Source organism: Clostridium transplantifaecale (genome assembly GCF_900626075.1).
In the GTDB taxonomy this organism is placed as follows: Bacteria; Bacillota; Clostridia; order Lachnospirales; family Lachnospiraceae; genus Otoolea; species Otoolea transplantifaecalis.
In genome coordinates, this window is record NZ_UYZY01000010.1 from 39,408 (window position 1) to 63,118 (window position 23,711).

General features: G+C 48.3%; 19 protein-coding genes and 1 riboswitch. Of the genes, 16 read left to right on the forward strand and 3 right to left on the reverse strand.

Going from position 1 to position 23,711, the window contains the following annotated elements:
• Positions 1–341: 341 nt before the first annotated feature.
• The 9 genes from EJL91_RS24190 to EJL91_RS24230 all read left to right on the forward strand — a co-directional run bounded on the left by EJL91_RS24190 (position 342) and on the right by EJL91_RS24230 (position 9,734).
• Positions 342–1,682, forward strand: coding sequence for a hypothetical protein (locus EJL91_RS24190; RefSeq protein ID WP_125144545.1), 1,341 nt, complete (start codon positions 342–344; stop codon positions 1,680–1,682).
• A gap of 467 nt (positions 1,683–2,149) precedes the next feature.
• Positions 2,150–2,932 (forward strand): DeoR/GlpR family DNA-binding transcription regulator, encoded by a 783-nt coding sequence (locus EJL91_RS24195; protein ID WP_125144546.1) that lies wholly within the window; start codon positions 2,150–2,152, stop codon positions 2,930–2,932.
• 99 nt (positions 2,933–3,031) lie between these two features.
• Entirely contained in the window at positions 3,032–3,346 is a 315-nt protein-coding gene (locus EJL91_RS24200) for a VOC family protein (RefSeq protein WP_423243466.1), read from the forward strand.
• Positions 3,347–3,751: 405 nt separating this feature from the next.
• The gene (locus EJL91_RS24205) at positions 3,752–4,852 is read left to right on the forward strand and encodes a sialic acid TRAP transporter substrate-binding protein SiaP (protein ID WP_125144548.1); all 1,101 of its coding nucleotides are present in this window, start codon (positions 3,752–3,754) and stop codon (positions 4,850–4,852) included.
• Between the two features lie 37 nt (positions 4,853–4,889).
• Positions 4,890–5,423 (forward strand): TRAP transporter small permease, encoded by a 534-nt coding sequence (locus tag EJL91_RS24210; protein WP_125144549.1) that lies wholly within the window; start codon positions 4,890–4,892, stop codon positions 5,421–5,423.
• Positions 5,420–6,694 carry a TRAP transporter large permease gene (locus EJL91_RS24215; protein WP_125144550.1) on the forward strand — a complete coding sequence of 425 codons (1,275 nt, stop codon included), beginning with the start codon at positions 5,420–5,422 and terminating at the stop codon, positions 6,692–6,694. The genes EJL91_RS24210 and EJL91_RS24215 overlap by 4 nt, the downstream gene beginning before the upstream one ends.
• Positions 6,695–6,747: 53 nt before the next feature.
• Positions 6,748–7,773, forward strand: a complete 1,026-nt coding sequence (gene iolC, locus EJL91_RS24220; RefSeq protein ID WP_125144551.1) for a 5-dehydro-2-deoxygluconokinase — start codon at positions 6,748–6,750, stop codon at positions 7,771–7,773.
• Between the two features lie 18 nt (positions 7,774–7,791).
• Positions 7,792–8,625: a class I fructose-bisphosphate aldolase gene (locus EJL91_RS24225; RefSeq protein WP_125144552.1), complete on the forward strand. Its 834-nt coding sequence runs from the start codon at positions 7,792–7,794 to the stop codon at positions 8,623–8,625.
• The gene (locus EJL91_RS24230; RefSeq protein WP_125144553.1) at positions 8,610–9,734 is read left to right on the forward strand and encodes a zinc-dependent alcohol dehydrogenase; all 1,125 of its coding nucleotides are present in this window, start codon (positions 8,610–8,612) and stop codon (positions 9,732–9,734) included. The genes EJL91_RS24225 and EJL91_RS24230 overlap by 16 nt, the downstream gene beginning before the upstream one ends.
• A 116-nt stretch (positions 9,735–9,850) precedes the next feature.
• On the opposite strand, the gene EJL91_RS24235 is transcribed toward EJL91_RS24230, so the two are convergent.
• Both EJL91_RS24235 and EJL91_RS24240 read right to left on the reverse strand, forming a co-directional pair.
• Complete coding sequence (locus EJL91_RS24235) at positions 9,851–11,179, reverse strand: MATE family efflux transporter (protein ID WP_125144554.1); 1,329 nt, start codon at positions 11,177–11,179, stop codon at positions 9,851–9,853.
• Positions 11,179–11,610, reverse strand: coding sequence for a MarR family winged helix-turn-helix transcriptional regulator (locus EJL91_RS24240; protein WP_125144555.1), 432 nt, complete (start codon positions 11,608–11,610; stop codon positions 11,179–11,181). Before EJL91_RS24240 ends, EJL91_RS24235 begins: the two co-directional genes overlap by 1 nt.
• Positions 11,611–11,878: 268 nt before the next feature.
• On the opposite strand from EJL91_RS24240, the gene EJL91_RS24245 reads away from it, so the two are divergent.
• The 6 genes from EJL91_RS24245 (at position 11,879) to mgtE (ending at position 21,040) form a co-directional block, all read left to right on the forward strand.
• Entirely contained in the window at positions 11,879–13,270 is a 1,392-nt protein-coding gene (locus EJL91_RS24245; RefSeq protein WP_125144556.1) for a YfcC family protein, read from the forward strand.
• Positions 13,271–13,294: 24 nt separating this feature from the next.
• A complete protein-coding gene (locus EJL91_RS24250; protein ID WP_125144557.1) occupies positions 13,295–14,647 on the forward strand; it encodes an amidohydrolase in 1,353 nt (450 codons plus the stop codon).
• 1,005 nt (positions 14,648–15,652) lie between these two features.
• On the forward strand, positions 15,653–16,999 hold the full coding sequence (gene brnQ / locus EJL91_RS24255; RefSeq protein WP_125144558.1) for a branched-chain amino acid transport system II carrier protein: 1,347 nt from the start codon (positions 15,653–15,655) through the stop codon (positions 16,997–16,999).
• Between the two features lie 92 nt (positions 17,000–17,091).
• Positions 17,092–18,312, forward strand: coding sequence for an AAA family ATPase (locus EJL91_RS24260; protein ID WP_125144559.1), 1,221 nt, complete (start codon positions 17,092–17,094; stop codon positions 18,310–18,312).
• 2 nt (positions 18,313–18,314) lie between these two features.
• On the forward strand, positions 18,315–18,986 hold the full coding sequence (locus tag EJL91_RS24265) for a DUF4276 family protein (RefSeq protein WP_125144560.1): 672 nt from the start codon (positions 18,315–18,317) through the stop codon (positions 18,984–18,986).
• A 349-nt stretch (positions 18,987–19,335) separates the two neighbouring features.
• A riboswitch (M-box (ykoK) riboswitch) is annotated at positions 19,336–19,503 on the forward strand.
• Positions 19,504–19,708: 205 nt separating this feature from the next.
• Positions 19,709–21,040 (forward strand): magnesium transporter, encoded by a 1,332-nt coding sequence (mgtE, locus tag EJL91_RS24270; protein ID WP_125144561.1) that lies wholly within the window; start codon positions 19,709–19,711, stop codon positions 21,038–21,040.
• 209 nt (positions 21,041–21,249) lie between these two features.
• Here mgtE and EJL91_RS24275 read toward each other — a convergent pair whose 3' ends face one another.
• Positions 21,250–22,020, reverse strand: a complete 771-nt coding sequence (locus EJL91_RS24275) for a DeoR/GlpR family DNA-binding transcription regulator (protein WP_125144562.1) — start codon at positions 22,018–22,020, stop codon at positions 21,250–21,252.
• Positions 22,021–22,228: 208 nt separating this feature from the next.
• Here EJL91_RS24275 and EJL91_RS24280 point away from each other — a divergent pair, with 208 nt between their 5' ends.
• The gene (locus EJL91_RS24280; RefSeq protein WP_125144563.1) at positions 22,229–23,383 is read left to right on the forward strand and encodes an iron-containing alcohol dehydrogenase; all 1,155 of its coding nucleotides are present in this window, start codon (positions 22,229–22,231) and stop codon (positions 23,381–23,383) included.
• Positions 23,384–23,711 lie beyond the last annotated feature (328 nt).

Here is a 23,711-nt window from a genome sequence, read left to right on the forward strand (position 1 = left end):
TAGATTTATGTTCCTTTCAGAATACTCAGAGATAACGATACCGGTTAAAATAGATACTGTTATATATATATTATGGACCTGATTCAGTTAAGTATAAGCATTTTGCAAATAAAAAGCTAATATACTGTTTTTCATTTATTCCGCAGGAATAAGGGAGAGGCGCAGGGGTATTGTCTATCGGATATATGGATGCTATACTATATGTATACGAAAATTATGGGAAATTTTAGAACTGGCAAGTTCTATGACAATGTGCAGGAAAGCTGCCGGAAGGGAGAAGAGAGCTAAAGGGAGAGCACACTCTTAAATGCCGCGTATAGCATAAGCTCTCATCAGAATTGATGAATCATAAAATTGCATTGCTGCTGCAGGAGCATTTTGCCTCATATTGCCGGGACGAGCTGGGGAATGAGCAGAAGGATTGCAGCCTGACCTATTTTACTTATGACACACTGAAAGAGCTCCAAAAGATTTTTCTGGATAACAAAGACAAATACGACGGGTTTATCACCAGCGGCGCGGTGCCGCTTAATGCACTGCGCGATATTGACGTGCCGCCCTACTCCGTCAAGGCGTACTTTGGCGGCAATCTGGAAAACACATACAGGATTCTCCTGGAGCAGGTACTGAAACGGGAAGGGACCGATCCGGCAGGGATTGGCCTTGATTACCTGGACGACGGGAAAATGCTGCAGACGGTGCTGGAGCAGGACCGCCTGCCGGAGATGGTCTCCGAGTTTGAAAATTCCTTTGTAGGTCTTTCGGAGCAGGAACTGGAGGCGGTGGAGAACCGGCTTGTTGAGAAATATTTAAGGCAGTGCAGAGAGGGGCAGCTTGACTTTGTCATCACCTATTTCCACAGTGTTGTGGAGGCGCTCGGCCGGGAAAATGTAAAGTGCTACTACTCCTACCCCAGCAGAAATTCGATGATTCAGACGCTGGAACTGTGCGGAAAAAATATCAGACTGGAAAAGATGCGCCGCAATATTTCCGCTGTTATCCGCATCAGTCCCGATATCACCCGATGGAGAAATAAGAAAAATTCCAACCAGGAGCTGGAGATGCTGGCGTTAAAGGGCAGTATCCTGGAATACTGCAGGATGTACCGGGCGGAGCCGGTTATGAAGGATGATTTTACCGATGTGGAATTATATCTGAATACGGAGCAGGTGCAGAAGATGACGGAGCAGTTTACAAACTTCGATCTGCCGGGCTACCTGGAGGAGAAAGCAGGATTCTGCGGCTTTGTGAGCATCGGCTCAGGAGATGAGCTGGGCAGGGCCAGGCTCCACGCAATGCAGGCCAGAGATTACGGAAGCCGCCTAGGGCAGGATACGTGTATCTACATTGATGAGAAAGAGGAAGTCCATTCGCTGCCCCTTAAGAGCACAGTGGAAAAACCTGCTTCAGGAATTCCGGCCTCTTATGTTGAAAACATCGCGAACCAATCCCACCTGTCATCAGAGACCGTATACCGGGTAATAGCGGCAATGCAGACCGAGCAGTCGGATGAATTTACGGCCACGGACCTTGTCAGGGTACAGGACTTCTCACTGCGCATCGCCACAAGGGTTCTAACCGCTCTAACCGAGTCCGGTTATGCGGAAAAAATAGGACAAAAAAGAATCGGAAATAAGGGAAGACCGCTGAATCTTTACAAAATTAAAATCAAATATCTATGACAGGACGCGACAACACCTCATCCACTTGAGTGAACACAGAGGCTGCGACAACACTTCATCCACTGAAGTGAACGCAGTGGCCGCGACAATACCCCATCCCACTTGAAGAAATAGAACAGATCAGCGGCTCCAGGCGTGGGAATGGGATGGCGAAAACCTTCGCGTCTTCAGTCCCGGCCATAACGTGCCTGTGGGGAAGAAGGGAGAAAAAGATTCCGGAGGGAACCTGGAGTTCATCGGCACTTACCGAGGTTCTTCACGAGGTTAGTGTCCGTTATGTACTCCAAAGAGCGCAAGCGTTTCCCGCAGGAACTTTTTCTGCCCGGATTCACCACCCCGCGACAACCTAAAATCCGGGACTGAAGACTCACCCCCCCTTCATAAAAACTTGTTGTAAAATACCCAAATCAGTGGTATTATTTTGATGAAGTGTTTGTTAACTTTGTAGAAGGGATTCGGTATATTGTATGGTCAGAGAAAAACGTATCGAAGAGATTAGGAAATATGTGGCGGATAACGGGAGTGTTTCACTCGACGAACTCTGTGAACGATTTGATATTTCCAAGAATACGGTCAGAAGAGATGTGGACGGTCTGGTGAAAGCGGGAGCGCTTAAGAAGGTATACGGAGGGGTGAGTTCCGTTTTATCTTCCCTGCCGGAAAGCAGTTACGATGCAAGGATGGCCCTTGAATCAGATGCAAAAGCGCAGATCGCCCGGAGGGCGGCGGAGTTTATTGAGGACGGGGACAGTGTCTTTGTGGATTCCGGCTCCACGACGGGGCGGATTGTGGACTATCTTCATGATAAAAAAAATGTCACGGTGGTGACGAATAACCTGGATTTTATTATGAAAGCAATTCCTTTAAACAATTTGAAGGTGATTGTATTTTCAGGAATTCTGGATCGCGATATAATGGCATTTACCGGGATTGACGACCAGACGGCCAGAATGCTGAGGAATTTTAATTTTAAAAAGGCGTTTTTGTCCGCTACCGGCGTGACGGTTGAATTTGGCGCCATGAATTCCATTTTGTCTGAGACGGCTTATAAATCCACTGCCGTGGAATGGGCGAAGGAGAGGTATCTCCTTGTGGACAAGACAAAGTTTGGCAGCGTGACGATTAAAAGTTTCTGCAGGCTGGAGGATATTGACCGCCTGATTACAGACGCCGCTCCGCCGGAGGATATTTCCCGTGCTATGAGGGAGAACGGCGGCCGGATTATCGAAGTGAAACGGCAGCAGGTGTAGTAAACTAGTAAACGGGCTGCTGCGTTTGGCAATAGAGGGAGGGACGATAGAATGAAGTTTATTTTTGCAACAATTCATGTAAAAAATCTGGAGGATTCCATCCGGTTTTATGAGTCGGTGCTTGGTATGAAGCTGGTGCGCCGGTTCCCAGGCGGTCCACAGGCGGAAATTGCGTTTCTGGCGGACGGTCCGGCGGAGATTGAGCTGATTTGCGATAAGAATGCGGAACATACGGGATGCGCCGGAGGACCTTCCCTGGGACTTTCCGTGGAAAACCTGGATCAGGCAATAGAGAAGATGAAGGAGCATGACGTGGAAATTGTCAGCGGACCTTTCCAGCCGAATCCTTCTACCCGGTTTTTCTTTATCCAGGATCCGGACGGCGTGAGCCTTGAAATTATTGAGCAGAAATAAGGGAAAGCCGCCTCATCCCGGGATACGGTTTTGTGAAAAGGAATCCAAACATTTTGCCGGGGACATAGCCGAAATGGTTTGAATAAAATTAAATAAACAGTCTGAAGCGTTTGAGGCCTGCACCGGTCATACGGTGTGGGTCTTTTTCTATATCATTGGAAAGTGCTTCTATGATATAAAAAGTGCTCCGGAGGTATCCGCGGAGCAGGAATTGGCAGGTCTATTCGTATTATAATGAAAATATGGTAATTTATGGTAAGATCCACATAAAAAGTGATGGTATAATCAAAATTATAACCATAAAATAACAAAAAGTTAATAAATATATATTGAAAAGTTAACCACAATGTGATAGCATTAGATTACAATCTTATTAACGGGGTAAATAAAGAAGGAGGTTACAAAATGAGAAAAATGGGTTTGGCATCGATTCTTTTAATGACGGCATTGGCGGGGACGACTATTGGGTGCGGCGGTTCCGGGAACAGCCAGCCGGCTCAGAGTTCGGCTCAAAGCGGGAACGCGGGTGAAAGCACGGAGCAGGCCGGTTCATCAGAGGCGGAGCCGGAGAAGAAAGAGGCGGCGGACGACGGAAAGGTGTATGAGATTACACTGGGAACCGTATGGGCTCCGGAACATTATTTTGCCAAGGGAATGGACGAGATGGCAAAAGAGCTGGAAGAAAAATCAGGGGGACGTTTTAGCGTCAAGAATTACCATAACTGTACATTAGGAAGCGAGAAGGATTTAACGGACGGAGTTTCCATGGGGACCGTGACTCTGGCCTGCCTGGGGCCTGGCCAGGTTGGCAACCTGTATGCGCCGCTTCTTGTATTTGACGCTCCGTATCTGATTCAGAACAATGACCATATGCAGGCAATTTCCAGGAGTGAAGTATGCAGGGGGATTTGGGAAGATTCTGCAAAGACAATCGGGGTAAGGCCTCTTGGCAGCCTGTACCTGGGCAGCCGTTTTATCACGACGTCCAAGAAAAAAGTGACGGTTCCGGATGATTTAAAGGGCCTCAAGATAAGAGTGCCGGATCAGCCGATCAGCATTGCGGAATTTAAGGCGTTCGGGGCTAATCCGACTCCGATGGCATACAGTGAGGTCTATCTGGCGCTTCAGCAGAATGTAGTGGATGGACAGGAGAATCCACTGGTCCAGATTTCCACCGCGAAGTTCTTTGAAGTCCAGAAGTACCTGAGTAATACGGGCCATGTTGTCCAGATGATTAACCCATGCATCAATGAAGATTTCTATCAGTCTCTTCCGGAAGACCTGCGCGTTTTGCTTACGGAAACGGTGGAGGCATACTGTGTGAAGCTGAGTGAGGAGAGTGTGGGACAGGAGGAAGCGCTGCTTAAGGAACTGCTTGCCCAGGGAATGGAACTCTGCGAGGCGGATAAAGACGCTTTCAGGGAAAATGCAAAGTCCGTGATTCAGGAGTTTGAACAGCAATGGGGAGAAGGTATTTACGAGGAACTCCAGAACGTAGCGTATTAATGCAGCCGCTTAATACTTGAATGAGGAGTGGAAACAGATGATGGGAAAGGTGAAAAAAATAGTGGGAAACCTGGATCAGATTTTAATGGCCGTTACAATGGCGATTGTCTGCATCCTCCTGATTGTCCAGGTGTTTTTCAGATATGTTCTGAACAGTCCCCTCATATGGAGTGAGGAGTGCGCAAGATACATGTTTGTGTGGACTGTTATGCTGGGACTCGGATATAACGTCAGAACGAAAAACAATATTTCTGTTTCCCTTGTAACATCGCGGCTTCCGCAGGGCATCCAGAGGGGGATGGAATACATAACGGATTTAATAGTGCTTGCATCGTATCTGTTCTGTCTCCCGCCGATCATGAAATACCTGGAGGCCCAGAGCAGGATCCGGTCGACGGCCATGCGGATGCCGATGGGATTTCTGGCAGTGTCCGTTCTGATCGGCGTTCTGAGCCTCTTACTTCAGACCGCGGTATCATTCGCCATGAAAATGAAGCATGACATGAAGAAGCGGGATACAGACAGGCACGGCATGGAAAAGCACAATGCAGAGAGGAGGGGGGAGAAATGACTATTGGAATGTTTATGCTTATGTTTTTCATTATGATCCTGTTGAATATTCCCATTGTATACTGCATGTTTATCCCCTCCCTCGCGTTTCTCTATACGAATGGGATTCCGCTCAATGTGATACCACAGCGGCTGATTGCGGGCGTGGACTCGTTTTCCCTGCTGGCGGTTCCGCTGTTTGTACTGGCGGGAGCGGTGATGAACAGTTCGGGAATCACGGACCGTATTTTCTACTTTGCACAGAAGATGCTGGGACATCTGACCGGCGGGCTGGGTTATGCCAATGTGGCGGCCAGCGTTATCTTTGCCGGAATGTCGGGTTCCGCTATCGCCGACGCAGGGGGCCTGGGAGCCGTGGAAGTGCAGGCAATGAAACAGCATGGATACGATGAGGATTTCAGTCTCGCCGTGACGGGGGCATCGTCGATTATCGGCCCTATCATACCGCCCAGTATACCGGCCATCATATTTGCCGTGTCGGCCGAGGTATCGGTGGGCAGGCTGTTTGTGGCAGGCGTTGTGCCGGGGCTTCTGATGGCATGCACAATGTGCTTCTTAGTATATATGACATGCAGGAAACGCAATTACGCCAAAGACAAAAGAGCTTCCGCGGGAGAAAAATGGCGGGCATTCAAGCGGGCGTTTTTCCCTCTGATGACTCCTGTGATTATTCTGGCGGGCACATTTTCCGGCGTATTTACACCCACTGAGACGGCGAGCGCAACGGTGGTTTACAGCCTGATACTGGGCTTTGCTTACCGCTCCATCGGAATCCGGGAAATCCCCCGTGTTTTGATGGATACGGCCAGGACAACGGTCAGCGTTATGACGATTGTATCGGCGTCGGCGTTATTTTCCTGGGTTCTTACCTATGCCAAATTCCCGGAAGTGATGGCGGCGGTATTTACCGGATTTGTGACGAGTAAGGCTCTGGCTCTGATTGTAATCAATGTGCTGCTGCTGATTGTCGGCACATTTATGGATAACTCGGCGGCGATTCCGATTCTGGCTCCCGTGCTTCTGCCTATAGCGGTTTCTTACGGCGTGGATCCGATTCATTTCGGGATTATTATGATTCTGAATCTGATGATTGGTCTTTTGACGCCTCCGGTGGGCATGGTTCTTTATGTGCTGGTCGGTATGTCCGATGTGCCGATGGAGAAAATTGTGAAATGCATGCTGCCGTTTATATTAGTTTTATCCGCACTTTTGTTGGTGATAACATTTGTGCCGGGTATCTCGATGGCGCTGCCGACGCTGCTTTTTAAATAGGATGAGCGGCCGCCGTAAATCGGACAGGCGGTATAGAGGAGGATAAAAAGAGAATGGACAAAATGTTATTTGACAGGAGCAAGCCCAGGGATCTTGTTGCCATCGGCCGTTCGGGAGTCGATCTGTATCCGGAACAGTTTGCCCCGATGGAAGAGGTGGTTTCATTTACAAAACATGTGGGCGGTTCCCCGACCAATACAGCCGTGCAGGCGGCAAAGATGGGGCTGGACACGGCCTTTATAGGCAATGTTTCGGGCGATAAATTCGGAACTTATGTAAAATATTATCTGGAGCAGGAAGGCATCGACACATCCGCCATGACGGTGGAACAGGAGCAGAATATCCGGCAGAGTCTGGCCGTAGCGGAACAGAGGGAAAAGGGAAAAATAGAGTATTTTTTCTACAGGCAGGATCCGGCGGATCTCCATCTTAAAATGGATGCGGTGAAAGAGAGCTTTATCAGCCAGTTTAAAGTCCTGCTTGTTTCCGGGGCGTCACTGTGCGCCAGTCCTGCGCGGGAGGCCGTGCTGCTGGCCGTGGAGTACGCTAAGAGGAATAACGTGACGGTGGTATTTGATCCCGATTACCGGCGTGAGGGATGGTATTCGGAGGAAGAGACCTCACTCTATTACCATATGGCGGCCGGGATGGCGGACATTATCGTATCCACCAGGGAAGAATTCGACATTCTGGAAAAAATTGTGAATCCGGGAAATGAGGACGACCGGATTTCTGCCGAAACTTATCTGGAACGGGGAGTAAAGATGGTCTGCATGAAGCGGGGAGAAGACGGAGCGGCCGCCTATACACGGGACGGAGATGTTTACTACGGCGCCGTCATGCCTGCGCACGTCTACAAAACGCTGGGAGCCGGTGATTCATTCTGCGGGACATTGATTGCAAAACTGATAGAAGGTGAGACAATACCGGAGGCGCTCAAATTTGCGGCAGCGGCAGCCTCCATAACTATCTCGGGCAAGAGCTGCTCCGACTCAATGCCGGACAAAGCCAGGCTTCAAAGCTATATGGAGGCATACGAGGAGGGACGGATTGAACAGTGGGACGGCTGGAATCAGTAATAGAAAGAAGGAGAAATTATGAATCCAACATTTACAGGTGTCGGGAAGACAACCAGGATGAAACGTATTTTCGGCGGGGACGGTAAGGCTCTGATGGTTGCTATCAATCATGGACTCGGATGCGGACCTATAAACGGAATAGAGGATATGGACGGGCTGTTAAAGGCGCTGGTGGAAGAAAAACCGGATTCGCTGACCTTACATAAGGGGATAGCGCTCCGCCATATGGAACGCTTTGCGGGCGAGATCCCTCTGATTCTTAAATGTACTAATGCGACGCGTTTTCTTTCGCCGGAGGAGACCGGAATTGCGCAGGTGGAGGAGGCGGTAACGCTGGGGGCCGATGCTATTGCTCTGGGGCTGACGCTGTGCAGTAAATATGAGGGGCAGGAGATAGAGAGGGCAGCCTCCTTTATCAGGACAGCGGAAAAATTCGGGATGCCCACGGTAACCCACAGTTATCCTAGCGGAGGTTTAATACCGGATTCGGAGCGCCACAGCGTGGAAAATGTCAAATATGCCGTCCGTGTTTCCCTGGAGCTGGGAGTTGACATCATTAAAACATTCTGGACCGGCTCCGGGAAGAGTTTTGAGGAAATTGTAAGGACGGGAGAACCTGCTAAAGTCGTGATCTCGGGAGGACCGCTTTGCCGTACGACACGCGAGTGTTTTGAAATGACGAAACAGGGCATGGATGCCGGGGCGGCCGGAATCACCTATGGAAGGAATATCTGGCAGAGCAGTTATCCGGCCGCGGTTCTCAAAGGGCTCCGGGCGATTGTCCACGACGGAGCATCCGTGGACAGGGCGATGGAACTGGCAGAGGATGCCGCCGGATGCCATTTGGAATAAGCGGTTTAGGACAGCGTAGGAACGATAATAGCGAATCATATGGGGAGGAGAACGTGTCCGGGAATAAAATGATGAAAACTGCAAGGCTGTACGGGCCATGCAGGATTGTGATGGAAGAGGAAAGAATACCGGAGATTGCAAAAACGCAGGTTTTGCTGAAGATTTTGTGCTTTGGCGTGTGCGGCAGTGATATGCAGATTTATCACGGAAAGCATAAAGCTGTTACAATGCCCGTTGTGATGGGGCATGAGATGGCGGCTGCCGTGGTAAAAACGGGAGCCAGTGTCAGGCAGTTTAAAGAGGGGGACAAGGTTACCGTGGAGCCTCAGATTATGTGCGGCACTTGTTATCCCTGTCTGACCGGCCGCTTTAATGTCTGCGAGAATTTAAAAGTGATGGGAGTGCATGTGGACGGATGCAACTGCGAATATTATGCAGTGGAGGAGAAATATCTTCATCATATACCTTCTGATATGGAACCGGAGAAAGCGGCGCTGGCCGAACCGCTGGCGGTAGCGGTAGGGTGCGTCGGAAGAAGCCGGAGGATACGGGGAGGAAATGTTCTCGTCGTCGGGGCGGGGACCATTGGAAACCTGGTGCTGCAGGCTGCAAAAGCTGCGGGAGCGGAGCGGATATTGGCGGCGGACAGGAATGAAGAACGTCTTCACTATGCAAAAGTATGCGGAGCGGACGATACGGCTAATACGGAGACAGTGGATCTTAAAACTGCTGTAGAAGAGTGCTTCGGAGTCAGGAAAGCAGACGTTATTATAGACTGCGCCGCAGTTCCGGCAGTTTTTAAACAGATTCTTCATGCGGCCAGACCGGATTCCGATATAATCCTGACGGGAAATTATAAAGAGCCGGTGGACTTTGAAATTCCCCTGATTCAGAGAAGGGAGATCAATCTGCTGGGACATATGATGTATGTCCGGGAGGATTTTGAAACGGCCATCCGTCTTCTCTATGAGGGGAAAATTGAAATTTCCAAAACCGTGAGCCAGAGATTTCCTTTCAGCCGGTATGCACAGGCTCTTGAATTTGCGGACCGGAATCCGGAAAAGGTAATGAAGATGATGATCTATATGGATGAGCGGAAAGAAGGGTAGGCCGTTGTAAATGCCTTAGGAGGAGATGAAACAAATCCGCCTGAGGCATTTTAACCGGTATTTTTATTACGGTATTGTTACGGTGTTTTTGGCAGCATAGTCTGAGGCGGATATTTTCAGTCCAATTTTTTCCGGAACCACACCATAAAGGATAACGCAAGAAGAGCGGTCATAATTTCCGCCGACAGTGACGTCAGCCAGACCCCGTCGATCCCCAGAAAAGCGGGGAGGACAAGGAGGGAGCACAGTGGGAAAACAAAGGTCTGCCCGGAGGAGATAGCCAGTGAGATAACCGGCCGGTTCATTGCAGTGAAGAAGGAGCTTGCCGCCGTCCCGATCCAGTTCACCAGATAGGAGAAGGAGAAAAGCCGCATGGCCCGGGAAGATATAGCAAGCAGTTCCGGCTGGTCTCCCTCCATAAAAAACGGGATGATGAGATGGCCTCCCGTGAGCATAAATATCATGGCGGAAATGGAGATAACCGCCCCGGCCGTCATCAGGATTTTTTCCAGTCCGAACATCCGGCTGTATTTCTTTGCGCCGTAATTATAGCTGATGGCGGGCTGCAGGGCGTCTACCATACCAAAGAGCATGGAGCTGACAAAGGAATCAATGTACATGACAATTGAAAAGGCCGCAACTGCCATTGAGCCGGATAACTTGAGCAGCACCGTGTTCATGATGACCATGAAGACGGAGGCGGAAATATTGGAAAAGAATTCCGAGCTGCCGTTGCCGATGATGTTTCTCAGTATGTGCCACGGGATACGGGGAGTGACAAAACGCAGAACAAGTTTCCTGCTAAAAAACGGCAGCAGGCCGATTACTGTTCCGATTGTCAGGCTGATACAGGATGCCAGCGCAGCCGACGAAACTCCCATTCGGAAATGTACGATAAAAAGCCAGTCGAGAAACAGATTGGAAAGAGCGATGAAAATATTCATTCCCATGCTGTAAATCGTCTTCCCGCAGACTCTTAAGTAATTGTCAAGCGCAAAGAAAATCATGATAAACGGGGCGAAAACGGCATATACGCGCATGTATTCGACGGCGGCGTTAAGGACATCGGCCCCGGCTCCCATGAGCCTGACGGCCCAGGCGCCACCAAAATATCCGGCCAGGCCTACCAGGCAGGAGATGGCGGCGATAAAGAGGGCGCTGAAACTGAAAACGCTGCAGGCCTCTTTCTCTTTTCCCTGTCCGAGCCGGATGGAAATCTGGACGGAGGAGCCGACGGCCACCATGTCGGACAATGCAAAGCTAATCATAATGATAGGCATGACAAGGTTAATCGCAGCCAGTGCGCCTGCGCCGATGAATTTGCCGACAAAGATACCGTCGGCCACCATGTACAGGGATGACACCGCCATACCCGCCATACTTGGTAGGGCGCAGCGGAAAAACAGTTTCAGGGGGGAGAGAGTGGCAAACATTTTATGTTCCATTATTCACCGTCCTCTTTCATCACTTCTTCACTGTACGTATCCAGGATACGGCAGAGAATATCCAGATGCTCTTTATCGAATTCTTTTTCAATTGTGCGGAGGGCGCGTTCGAAGGGGCGGTCATAGAGCTCCGAATTTTTACGGATTGCGTCACTGACGCTCAGATAGTGGATGCGCCGGTCTTTTTCGCTCTGTGTCTTTACCACAAATCCCAGCTCGATCAGTTCATTCACCTTTTTTGTGACGGCCGGTTTTGATACCCTCAGTGTCTCGGCCAGGGAACTGACGGTGCAGTTTTCCTGAAAATCAATGACATCCAGATACATGACGCTGTTGTAGGACAGATTTCCGGTTACGGAGCGGTTGATAAAACGGATATCGTGGATTGTCATATTGTAGTAGAGGCGGTTGAGGCTGCTTCTTAAATTCATAATTACTCTCCTGTTTCAAAATAATAGTTAACTAAAGATCATTAAATATGGTTAATAATATAACCGAATGGGCAGGAGGAGTCAAGGGAAATCATCGAGTTTAGAAAAATTTCAGATAGCACATTAAGAACTGTTGCATAAAAATGCGGCAGTTTTTTTGTGAATATTACCGGTATATCTTCCGTTGACTTTACCTGTGCGGTGTGGTAGCATATTTGATATAAGGTACTGTACTAAAAGTATACTAAAATAAAACGGGGGTACAAAAATGAAAGAAAAGAAAGCAATGAAAATACCACATCCTTATATCATTATATTTTTTATCATTGTGGTAAGTGCGGTTTTGACGTGGATTCTTCCTTCCGGGGCGTTTAAGCGGGAGATGGATGAGGCGCTGGGGAGAGCGCTTGTAATTCCGGGCAGCTATGAGAGGATTCCCGCAAATCCGGTGGGGCCGTGGAGACTTTTGGAATGCATCTATGAAGGATTTGTCGCTTCGGCTGATATCAGCTTTTTCCTTCTCTTTGCCTGCGGCTATGTGGGAATTCTGATGAAAAGCGGTACGCTCAATGCGGTTGTGGGAGCGATTCTCAGGAAGATGAAAGATAAGGATTATCTGTTAATTCCTATTTTTACCTGTCTCTTTGCAGTTGGCGGGGCGACATTCGGAATGCATGAGGAGGCCTGGGGATTTATCCCTCTGTTTGTGGCGATCGCACTATCCCTGGGATATGACAGGGTGGTGGGAGCCGGAATCGTGGAATTAGGTACGGTGACGGGCTGCGCCGGGGCTATTTTTAACCCGTTTAATGTCGGCATTGCCAGCGGCATTGCGGGAGTGCCGATTACAACTCCTATGCTGACGGTATTCCGCTGTGTAACGCTCGTTGTTTTTACGGCCTGTACGACCCTCTATCTGATGCACTATGCGGAAAAAATTAAAAAAGATCCGAAGAAGAGCGTTCTGTATGGAGTGAAGGAAGACGCGGTTTCCATGTCGCGTGAGGAGATGGTGGCGCTTCCGTTTTCCGGACGGCAGAAGGTGACGCTGGTTCTCTTTGGAATTCTGATTGCCGCGCTGGCCGTCGGAGTGACAAAGTACGGCTTTTACCTGACGGAGCTGGCTGCGCTGTTCCTTGGATTTATGATTATCACCGGCTTTGCCAACAGGATGGGTTTGACGGAGCTGGCGGAGGCCTTTATCGAATCCTCCAAAGGAATGATTTTTGCCGTGCTGATGATTGGGTTTGCCCGCTCAATTGAGGTGATTCTGACACAGGGAGGAATTATCGACACGGTTGTCTTATGGATGGCAAATCTGGTGCAGAGTCTTCCGCGCGGCCTGTCTGCTTTCGGGATGCTGGCGGTGCAGAATATTGTAAACATGTTTATCCCATCCGGAACCGGACAGGCGGTTGTAATGATACCGATTATGGCCCCGCTCGCGGATCTGGTGGGCCTGAGCCGTTACATAGCTATTATGGCTTTCCAGTTCGGCGACGCATTCTCCAACGTGTTCTGGCCGACGGCGGTGGCTATCACCTGCGGAGTCATGGGAATTGGAATGGACCGCTGGCTGAAGTTTGTGGCAAAGCTTTTTGGAATGATGTTTGTGCTGCAGGCTGTCATGCTGACGATTGCGGTGGCGATTGGAATATAGAGAGAACACAGGGAAAGGTGAAATATGATGGAACAGAAACTCCGGTGGATAGATGGTTTCACGAAAAGGCGGGAAGAAGAGTTTACAGGACTCAGCAGGGAGATATGGAATTATGCGGAGACCGGGATGGAGGAAGAGCGATCTGCTTTGGCGCTCTGCCGGGTTCTTCAGGAAAATGGTTTCCGCGTGGAGAAGAATCTGGCCGGAATCCCCACCGCGTTTGTGGGGAGCTTCGGAGAAGGCAGTCCCGTTATCGGTTTTCTGGGGGAATTTGACGCCCTGGAAGGACTGTCGCAGAGAGCCGGAATTGACGTAAAGGAGCCGGAAGAGAAGTGTGGAAACGGCCATGGCTGCGGCCATAATCTTCTCGGCTGCGGTTGTCTGGCTGCGGCCGTGGCGGTAAAGGAATATATGGAGGAACACGGCCTTAAGGGGACGGTCCGATATTATGGCTGTCCCGGCGAGGAGGAAGGCTGCGGAAAAGTCCACATGGCAAAAGCGGGGTGCTTTTTGGGACTGGACGCTGCGCTGACCTGGCATCCGATGGATTTTAACGGAATCGAGGGGAGGGGGTCCCTGGCGGATCTGTGCATGAGTTTCCATTTTACCGGTAAGTCCGCCCATGCCTCATCCTGCCCCCATATGGGGCGGAGTGCGCTGGATGCCCTGGAACTCCTCAACATTGCCGCTAATTTTATGAGGGAACACATCATTCCTGAGGCCAGAATCCACTATGCCATCACCGACGCGGGAGGGACGGCCCCCAATGTAATTCCCGCCAGGGCATCGGCCGCCTATGAGGTGAGGGCGCCTAAGAGGGAGCAGGCAAAAGAGCTGAAAGACAGACTGCTCCGTGCGGCCCGCGGAGCGGCGATGATGACGGATACGGAAGTGGAAATGGAAGACGGAAACAGTTACAGCGATTATATCCCCAACGACTTCCTGAACCGGATCGCCTGGGAACAGCTTAAAAAAGTGGAACTTCCCGTCTATACGGAAGAGGAGAGGGACCTTGCCGCCCGTCTCCGCCGTACTTTCTCAGAGAGAGCTCGTGACGTGGGCGATGAAAAAGAAAGACGGCAGGAACCAATCTCCGGAAACCTCGTTCCTTATGAGGGAACCGGCGGCTGTCTTCCGGTGAGTACCGATGTAGGGGATGTGAGTTACCTTGTTCCCACCGTGCAGCTTTACACGGCCTGCTGCGCAGCGGGAACACCGGGCCACAGCTGGCAGATGGTCTCCCAGACCGGGTGCTCCATCGGAGAAAAAGGGATGATAACAGCCGCAAAAGTGCTGGCCCTCACAGCGCTCTGTCTATTTGAAAAACCGGAACTGCTAAAGGAGGCCTGGGAAGAACATAAAAGAAAAGTTGAATAATGAGAACGCCGCCGGGACGGCCGGGGTTCGGGATGGTGAGGTGAGGTTGTGAGTCTTCAGTCCCGGTTTGCAGGTTGTCGCGGGTGGGGAATCCGGGCAGAAAAAGTTCCTTCGGGAAACGCTTGCGCTCGTTGAAGTACATAGCGGACACTAACCTCGAAAAAACCTCGGTAAGTGCCGATGAACTCCCAGGTTCCCTCCGGAATCTTTTTCTCCCTTCTTCCCCACCAGGAAGGTTATGGCCCGGGACTGAAGACGCGAAGGTTTTCGCCATCTCGAACCCCGGCCTGCGGCCGCTGACTTATCCTTAAATAACCATTGAATTTTTAATCAATCATAAAATTTCACTTTATATTATCTCTGAATCCAGCCCGAAATACCTCAAGGTAAAAGATTTACGACTATATAGTGGCCGCGTCAATACCTCCCCCCGCACTTGCCAAAAGAGACAATCAGCCCCTGAAGCCGGCGGACGGGGCAACACCTTTCGCTGAGTCTTCAGTCCCGTCGACAACCAGAATGAAGAACGGTGGGCATGCCTGCTGCTAGATACAGGATGTATTCCGCGAGGTGTTTTTTGTGAGTGAAGCGCGGCGTAAGTCACAGAAAACCCGAGGGTAGCGGCGCGAAACGGTTTTTATACCGTTTCTGTGCATCGCGAAGCGGGTTACCGGGTACGAAGTACGCGGTAACTAACTTTCCGAAGGGAGACCTTGAAGCCCGCCGGTGCTTAGCGAGGTTCCTCACGAGCTTAGCATCCGCTGTGCGCTTCACAAGCGGGAGCGCGTCCCCGCAGGAATTTTTTTCTCCGGATTCCCTCTCACCACCCCCCAAAACCGGGACTGATGACTCATTCATCCAACCCACTCCCCCGTCCGCCATCTTACAGAGGCGTCCTCGCCTCACAACTAATCCCCCTCTTTGCCTTGTAAAAATATCAATTTCGGTATAAACTATCTTCATGTCTGCTATGACTTTAGATTATAATACGGGAGAAATATATTTATGGACAGAGAGGGAACTTTAAACGGGAGAAAAGTTCTGATAGTGGGATTGACACTTTTCTCCATGTTTTTCGGAGCGGGAAATCTGATTTTTCCGCCTTTTTTGGCAGTACAGGCCGGAACGGCGATTGTGCCGGCGGCAGCAGGATTTCTGGTGAGTGCGGTGGGACTTCCCGTGCTCGGCGTCGTTGCGGTTGCGCGTTCTGGCGGGCTTTCCAGGCTGGCGGGACGTGTTCATCCGGTCTTTGCCCTGGTGTTTACCATCCTGATTTATTTATCGATCGGTCCCTGCCTGGCAATTCCCAGGACGGCCAGCACTTCATTTGAAATGACGCTGCTGCCTCTGGTGGGCGAAAGCGGTAAAGCGGCGGGACAGCTAATCTATTCCATTATATTTTTTGCCATCGCGGCATTTATGGCATTTAACCCGGATCGGCTGACGGACAGGCTTGGAAAGATACTTTGCCCGGCGCTTCTGTTCCTGATTTTTATCATGTTTGCGGGAAGTGTTTTTCACCACCAGCCCGTTACGGGCGGACCGGCCGGAGCTTATAACGGGGCGGCGGCTGTCACCGGTTTTCTGGAGGGTTATCAGACCATGGACACGATTGCCGCACTGAATTTTGGTATTGTGATTGCCCTTAATATCAGGGCGCTTGGGGTAAAGGAAGACAGCCAGGTAGTGAAAACGACGATACGGAGCGGTATAGCAGCCGGAATTCTGCTGGCTCTTGTCTATGCCGCGCTTGCTTATGTGGGAGGACAGGTACAGGCGGATGCGGCAGGACTGGACAACGGCGCCAGGATTCTGACTTTTGCCGCCGGTAAATTCTATGGAAATGCAGGAGCTGTCCTGCTCGGCGTCATTTTCTTTATTGCCTGTCTGAATACTTGCATCGGACTTTTAAGCTGCTGCAGTAAATATTTTTCATCACTGATTCCGCGGATTGGCTACCATGCCTGGGTAATCCTGTTTGCCGTGACCAGCGTCGTTATTGCCAATGCGGGCCTGGACCGGATACTGGCATTTTCCGTGCCGGTTTTGAATGCGGTCTATCCGGTTGCCATTGTGCTGATTGTCCTGTCATTTATGAACAGGGGAACAGGGCGAGGCAGAGGAATGTATCCGGCGGCAATTTGCCTGACCGCTGTTGTCAGCATCATTTATGCACTGGAGCAGGCGAAACTCCCGATTCCGGGGATAACAAAGGCCGCCTCACTTCTGCCGGGTTATGAGCTGGGACTGGGCTGGATGATACCGGCCGCGGCAGGGATGGCGCTCGGCCTGATGTTCGGCGGAAAAAAATGTATATCGGGTGATATGAGAGCAAAGCCTCACATTGACTGATAGTTAGAAAAAGGGTTATAATTGATATAGTATCATTCGGATAGACATGTTTGAATTTTAACAGAATAGTTAAATATTTCAGGAGGATGAAGATGCCTATTATTGAAGGAATCAGAATAAAAAATTATGGCGTATTAAAAGATGTAACATTTGGTTATGTTTTGTCAAATACTTCGGGAAAGCCGCTAACTTCATTGGTTACTATAATTGGCAAAAACGGAACAGGAAAAAGTACTTTTTTTGATGCAATGGGTTTTGTGGCAGATTGTTTACGGCTGGGAGTGGAGCAATCCTGTTATGAAAATGGAAGAAGAGGGTTCGGTAGTTTAAAGTCTAAAGATACAGAGGGACCGATAGAATTTGAAATAACATATCGCGAAAATCAAAATAGTCGTCCTATAACATATAATTTGGCAATAAGCAGTGATAGATTTGAGCATCCATATATTGAATATGAACGGTTGAGACAACGACGTGCTGGTGAGAAATATGGAAATTCATATTCTTTTTTGAACATTAAAAATGGCAAGGGTGAGGCATGGACAGGAGAAATGTTGGAGGGGGTAGAAGATGCAAAGTCAACCCCTGTTAACCTTAGCGATTTGAATATGCCTGCAATAACAACATTAGGCGCTTTGAAAGAACATCCGAGAATAACAAAGTTTAGAAATTTTATTCAGGGATGGTATCTTTCATATTTTTCACCTTCGGAGGCAAGGGACCTGCCATTAGCCGGCCCCCAGAAACATTTGAATAAAACTGGGAGTAATCTTTCTAATGTAATCCAATATATGGAACAATTAAAGGGAAAACGTCAGATGCAGGTGATATTGAATTCCATATCAAAAAAAATACCAGGAATCTCTAATATTTATACTAAAAAAATGGATGATGGAAGGCTTTTACTTTGCTTTGAAGAAAAAGGTTTTACTAATCCCCATTATGTCCAGAAAATGTCGGATGGAACTATTAAATTAGTGGCATATTTAGTGATGCTTGAAGATAGCGAAATGGCTCCGCTAATCTGCTTGGAGGAACCTGAAAATGGGCTTTATCATAATCTCTTAACAATTCTTGCAACAGAACTGCGCAGGAAAGTCATTGAAACAAAATCAAAAAATCAAATGTTTATAACGACGCACAGTCCATTTTTTGTTAATGCGCTTTCACCTGATGAAGTTTGGATATTAGAAAAACAGCAGGATGGCTTTTCTACAGTTATCAGAGCAAGTGAGATGCCATATATTGAAAATTTAGCGAAGGAAGTTCCACTGGGGGATTTATGGTATAGTGAATATTTAGAGCGGGGGTAACTATGCATACTCATTTTAGAATTTTTGTAGAAGATTTGTCAGGTTCGAAAATGTTAGATATATTGATGAAAAAGCTTATACCCACAGAAGGATATACATTTTCTATTCACTATTATAAAGGATGTGGAAGCTTGCCTAAGAGCATGATTTCAGCAACGCAAATACGTACTCAAACACTATTAAATAATATTCCAAGGCTAATCAGAGGATTTTTAAATTCTGATCCTAACTTGAAAGATTATATGGAAGTTTTTGTTGTGGTGACGGATTGTGATAACAAAGAATGCGATAAATTCAAACGGGAAATCATGAGTACAATCAAGGACAGTGTGGGAATGCCAGTTGAAAATTGCATCGTATGTCTTGCAATAGAAGAAATGGAAGCGTGGCTCCTGGGGGATTTTAACGCAATAAAACAAGCATATCCAAACGCTAATAAAAAGGAATATGATTCATATGTACAAGATTCCATTTGTGGGACATGGGAAAAATTATTTAAAGTGATTAATGAAAAAGAATTTAAGCGTTCTAGAAATACATCATATAATAATACAGTCGGCATACGAAAGAGTGAATGGGCTGAAAATATAACTCCATACATAGATATAGATGCAAATAAGTCACCAAGTTTTAAGTATTACGTTAAGAAAATCAGAGGATATTGTTGTACTTAGCAGTGTGCTTTTATCCTGGTATTCCGGCTTGCTGCAAGTGGCTATTTTTATATCCTTGGGATTGGAGCAGCTCACAACCTTCGGACAGGCTGTTGCATGAGCGGCAGGTGTCTTGGAGCACATAAGATGGCGGTTCCAGAAATTCCTGGGTACCAAGTATAAAGAGTCTGTCAAATGCCCGCGTAAAGATACTGGAAAAATTATGTAAAGTTGTTCTGAAGGTGTTGACAGGGCAGCGGCATGGTTGTATAATACGACAGACTTAAGCTGCCGTGAAGACGGATGGAACGTTAGAATCCAAGTTCCGGTAACGTTTCGGCAGACTGGTCATATAATAAAACAGAATATATGGAAACTTCGGTAGGTGAGGTTACCACAGGGATTTGGAATATTCCTAAGATTGCTGCCGCAAATTTGTGGAGACACAACGCGCTGGTTAGCAGGAGATGTCGTAAAGGCATCACCTAATGCAATGCTATTGCCCTGTGATACTAAAGCTTGTACGTTGCAGTTTTGGAATCCGGTAAAACGGAAGGCCGAAATGGAAAATTTCAGATAATTGAGATCCCGCTGCTACGTATGGCAGCGGGATTTATCGATTAATAATATAAATTAGAAAGGCAGGTGAGACGTAATGGATGCCGGAGGCAATTATCACTCGTGTATGTACCGGGTGCTTCATCAGACAGAAAAACAAAATAGAAGAAAGAGAGGACTGAACAATGAACAGAGATATTTTTATGGAACTTATGGCAAAGAGGGAATACAAAGCAGTCCGCAGTATTCTGGATGTGATGAACGCAGTGGACATTGCGTCCCTGCTGGAAGAGCTGGATGATAAGGATATGGCGACGGCCTTCCGTCTGATTCCAAAGGAGAAAGCGGCCGATGTGTTTTCGAATATGAATAACACAATGCAGCCGCATCTTGTGCAGATGTTTACGGACAAAGAGCTGAAAGAGCTTCTGGACGATTTGTACATGGATGATACGGTGGATATGCTGGAGGAACTTCCCGCCAACCTGGTGACTCAGATTCTGGAAACGGTGGACGGTGAGAAGCGGGCGCAGATTAACGTGCTCTTAAATTACCCGCAGGACAGCGCGGGCAGCATTATGACGACCGAATACGTGGATTTGAGAAAAGAGAACACGGTGGCTCAGGCTCTGGCCCACATTAAGAAAACGGGAATCCACAAGGAAACAATCTACACATGTTACGTGCTTGAAAACAGAAAACTGACGGGTATTGTTTCGGCCAAAGATCTGATGACGATGGACGATGACATGAAAATAGAGGAACTGATGGAGACGGATATTATCTCCGTCTATACCCACACGGACCAGGAGGAGGTTGCCAGATTATTTTCCAGATATGACCTGCTGGCGATTCCGGTGCTTGATACGGAGGAGCGGATGGTCGGAATCGTAACGGTTGACGACGCCTGGGACGTTGCCGTGGACGAGGCCACCGAGGATATCACGAAGATGGCGGCTATGAATCCAAGTGAGAAATCGTATTTTGACACTTCCGTGCTCCAGCATGCGAAAAACAGAATTGTCTGGCTGCTGGTCCTGATGCTGTCGGCAACGATGACGGGAACATTGCTCACCAGATATGAGGACGCGATCTCCGTGGTGCCGCTTCTGGTGGCGTTTATACCGATGCTGATGGATACGGGCGGAAACTGCGGTTCCCAGAGTGCGACTCTTGTTATCCGGGGAATTGCACTGGATGAGATAAAGTTTAAGGATATTTTCAGGGTGATGTACAAGGAATTCAGAATCTCGCTGATCGTCGGCGTGATACTGGCTGCGGCCAACGGACTGAGAATTTTCCTGATGTACCGCGATATGAGGCTGGCTGTCGCTGTCAGCGTTTCGCTGATTGGCACGGTTATCATTTCCAAGATCATCGGCTGCATCCTGCCGCTGCTGGCAAAGAGAGTGAAACTGGATCCTGCTATTATGGCTTCACCAATTATCACGACGCTGGTGGATACCTGCTCCATTGCCATTTATTTTACAGTGGCTACCAGGATGTTTAATCTATAATGATAAAAAGGACTTCGTTTCAATGAGGCGGCCTTCATACGTCAGATTCTAAATCTGAAGCTTGAGGGAGATTCATTGAAACGAAGTCCTTTCTTGTATGACGGATTTACCTTTTTTCCTGATGCAGCTCAGCCGCATTGTAATTCTTCTGCACTGCGATTCGGCCGCACTGTAGCTCAGCCGTACGGCTGTTCTGTTACACTGTCTTACTACTCAGCGATTTCCAATGTCACCCGGTGGGTTTTAAAATATTCAATATAATCGTTTTCAGGCAGTTTATCCGTGATAATCAGGTCGAAATCCTTAAGCTGAGAATAGGTCATCAGGGAGGTCTGGTTAAATTTTGTATGGTCGATTAACAGGATATGTTCCAGGCTCTGGGCCATTGCAACTTTTTTAACCTCGTATTCTTCGGAGGTTGCGTTTGTCACTCCGCTCTGCAGGGAGGCTGCGGTACAGGCCATAAAAGCCTTGCTGATATTGTAGGTGCTCAAACTGTTGATGCAGGGTACGCCCACAAGAGATGCGGTGTTGTGGTTCAGCACGCCGGGAAGGGCAATCACATTGATATTTGGAAAATTCAGCACACGGTACATGAACTGGACACTGTTTGTGATAATTGTCACTCCCTGTATGTTGGTAATATAGCTCAGAATACTTAAGGTCGAAGTACCGGTGTCCACAAAAATGGTATCCCCGGGCTGAATGTGGATGGCAGCCTGTCCGGCAATCCTGTTTTTCAAATCTATATTTTTCGTATCCCTGTCATTGAAGGGAAGCAGTTCCTTTACGGAAAAAGGCGGATGCATGGCGGTGACTCCTCCATACACCTTCTTGACGGTCCCTTTCTCGGACAAAATATTCAGATCCCTCAGCAGCGTGTTTTTAGAAATACGGAAAATTTCGCAGAGCCTGTCGCTGGTGACAGAGCCATTTTCTAAAATATATCGTTCAATTTCATTAATTCGTTCAACTCTCATACTTATAGCTCCTTATTTTCTTGAGTTAATTATAACCAGAATATAAACAAAACACAAGGAAAATAATAAAAAAACACAACAAAATTCCAAAATAACACCAAAAACTATTGACATACCATATTTGAATGCTAAGATATAATAAAAGTACAAACAAAACAACACTAAAGGAATCAAAAACAACCCAAAAATTGACAAGGAGGAGAAATGAATGGCAAATCAATTTATAATGCCGAAGCAGGTAATAATGGGGGAACATGCGCTGGACGAGGCGGCAAAGCTTCTGAAGGGACTTGGGACAAAGGCTCTGATTGTGACGGACCGGGTGATGGTGGAGCTGGGAAATGTAAAGGTTTTGGAAAATGTCCTGGAAAAAGAAGGGGTGAAGTATGAAATTTATGACGGCATCACCGGTGAACCGACGGATCGGATGGTGGAAGCTGGATTGGCAGTTTATAAAGATGCATCCTGCGATTTCCTGATTGCCCTGGGAGGCGGCAGCGTCCTCGACACGATGAAGGCAGTGGCTGTCCTTGCCGTATTGGGCGGGAAAATTTCAGATTTGATGGGAAAAGAAATTAAGGCGGATGCAGCCCCGATGGTGGCCATACCAACTACGGCGGGGACCGGCTCCGAGGCCACCCAGTTTACAATTATTGCGGATACGGAGAACGATGTCAAAATGCTGTTAAAGGGAGCAGACATCATGCCGTCTCTGGCTGTTGTAGATCCGCAGTTTACGATGACGGCTCCGCCAAAGATTACTGCGGCTACGGGGCTCGACGCCCTGACACATGCCGCGGAGGCGTATACCTCCAAAAAGGCGAATCTGCTGTCCGATGTATTTGCGATCTCGGCCGTCAAAAGGATCTTCCGGTATCTGCCGGCCGCTTTCCACAACGGGAAGGATGTGGAGGCCAGAGTGCAGATGGCGGCGGCCGCTTTGGAGGCAGGCGTTGCATTTAACAATGCATCCGTGACTGTGGTCCATGGAATGAGCCGGCCGATCGGAGCGCTGTTCCATGTACCACACGGTATTTCCAATGCCATGCTGATAAAAGAGTGTTTTGATTTTGTGCTGGACGGAACGTATGAAAGGTTCGGAGAACTGGGGCGGGCCATCGGCGCCGCCGGGGAGCAGGACTCCGACATGGATGCCGCACACGCATTTTTAAACGCGGTGGAGGAACTCTGCCGCACCCTGGAGATACCGACCCTGGAGCAGTATGGAATCGACAGGGAACTTTTCTTCTCCTCCATTGGAAAGATGGCTGAGGATGCAATGATCAGCGGAAGTCCGTCCAATACGAGGAAGGAATTGAATGCGGAGGATTTGAAAAATATTTACAGGAGGCTGTGGGATTAACAAGACCGGAATATAAGGCTGGAATATAAGACCAGAATATAGGATCAAAATATAAACCGTAATATATTTAATACATAGAAAGAGAACAGACTCGGTCTGCCGGGCCCGGAAGGTTACATAACTCAGGGAACCCGGCAGGCAGAAGCTGTTCTTTTTTTGCCGGAAAAGCTTTATTCCGTGAAGGTAAGGTTTGTTTTATGGGCGGCAGTAAAAACATTTATACAATATGCACAATAAAATAAGATGAAAATCTGCATAATTAATAAAAATGTAAACGGCTATTGACTAAAATTCAAGAAGATGCTAACATTAAATCATAAAGTAACAA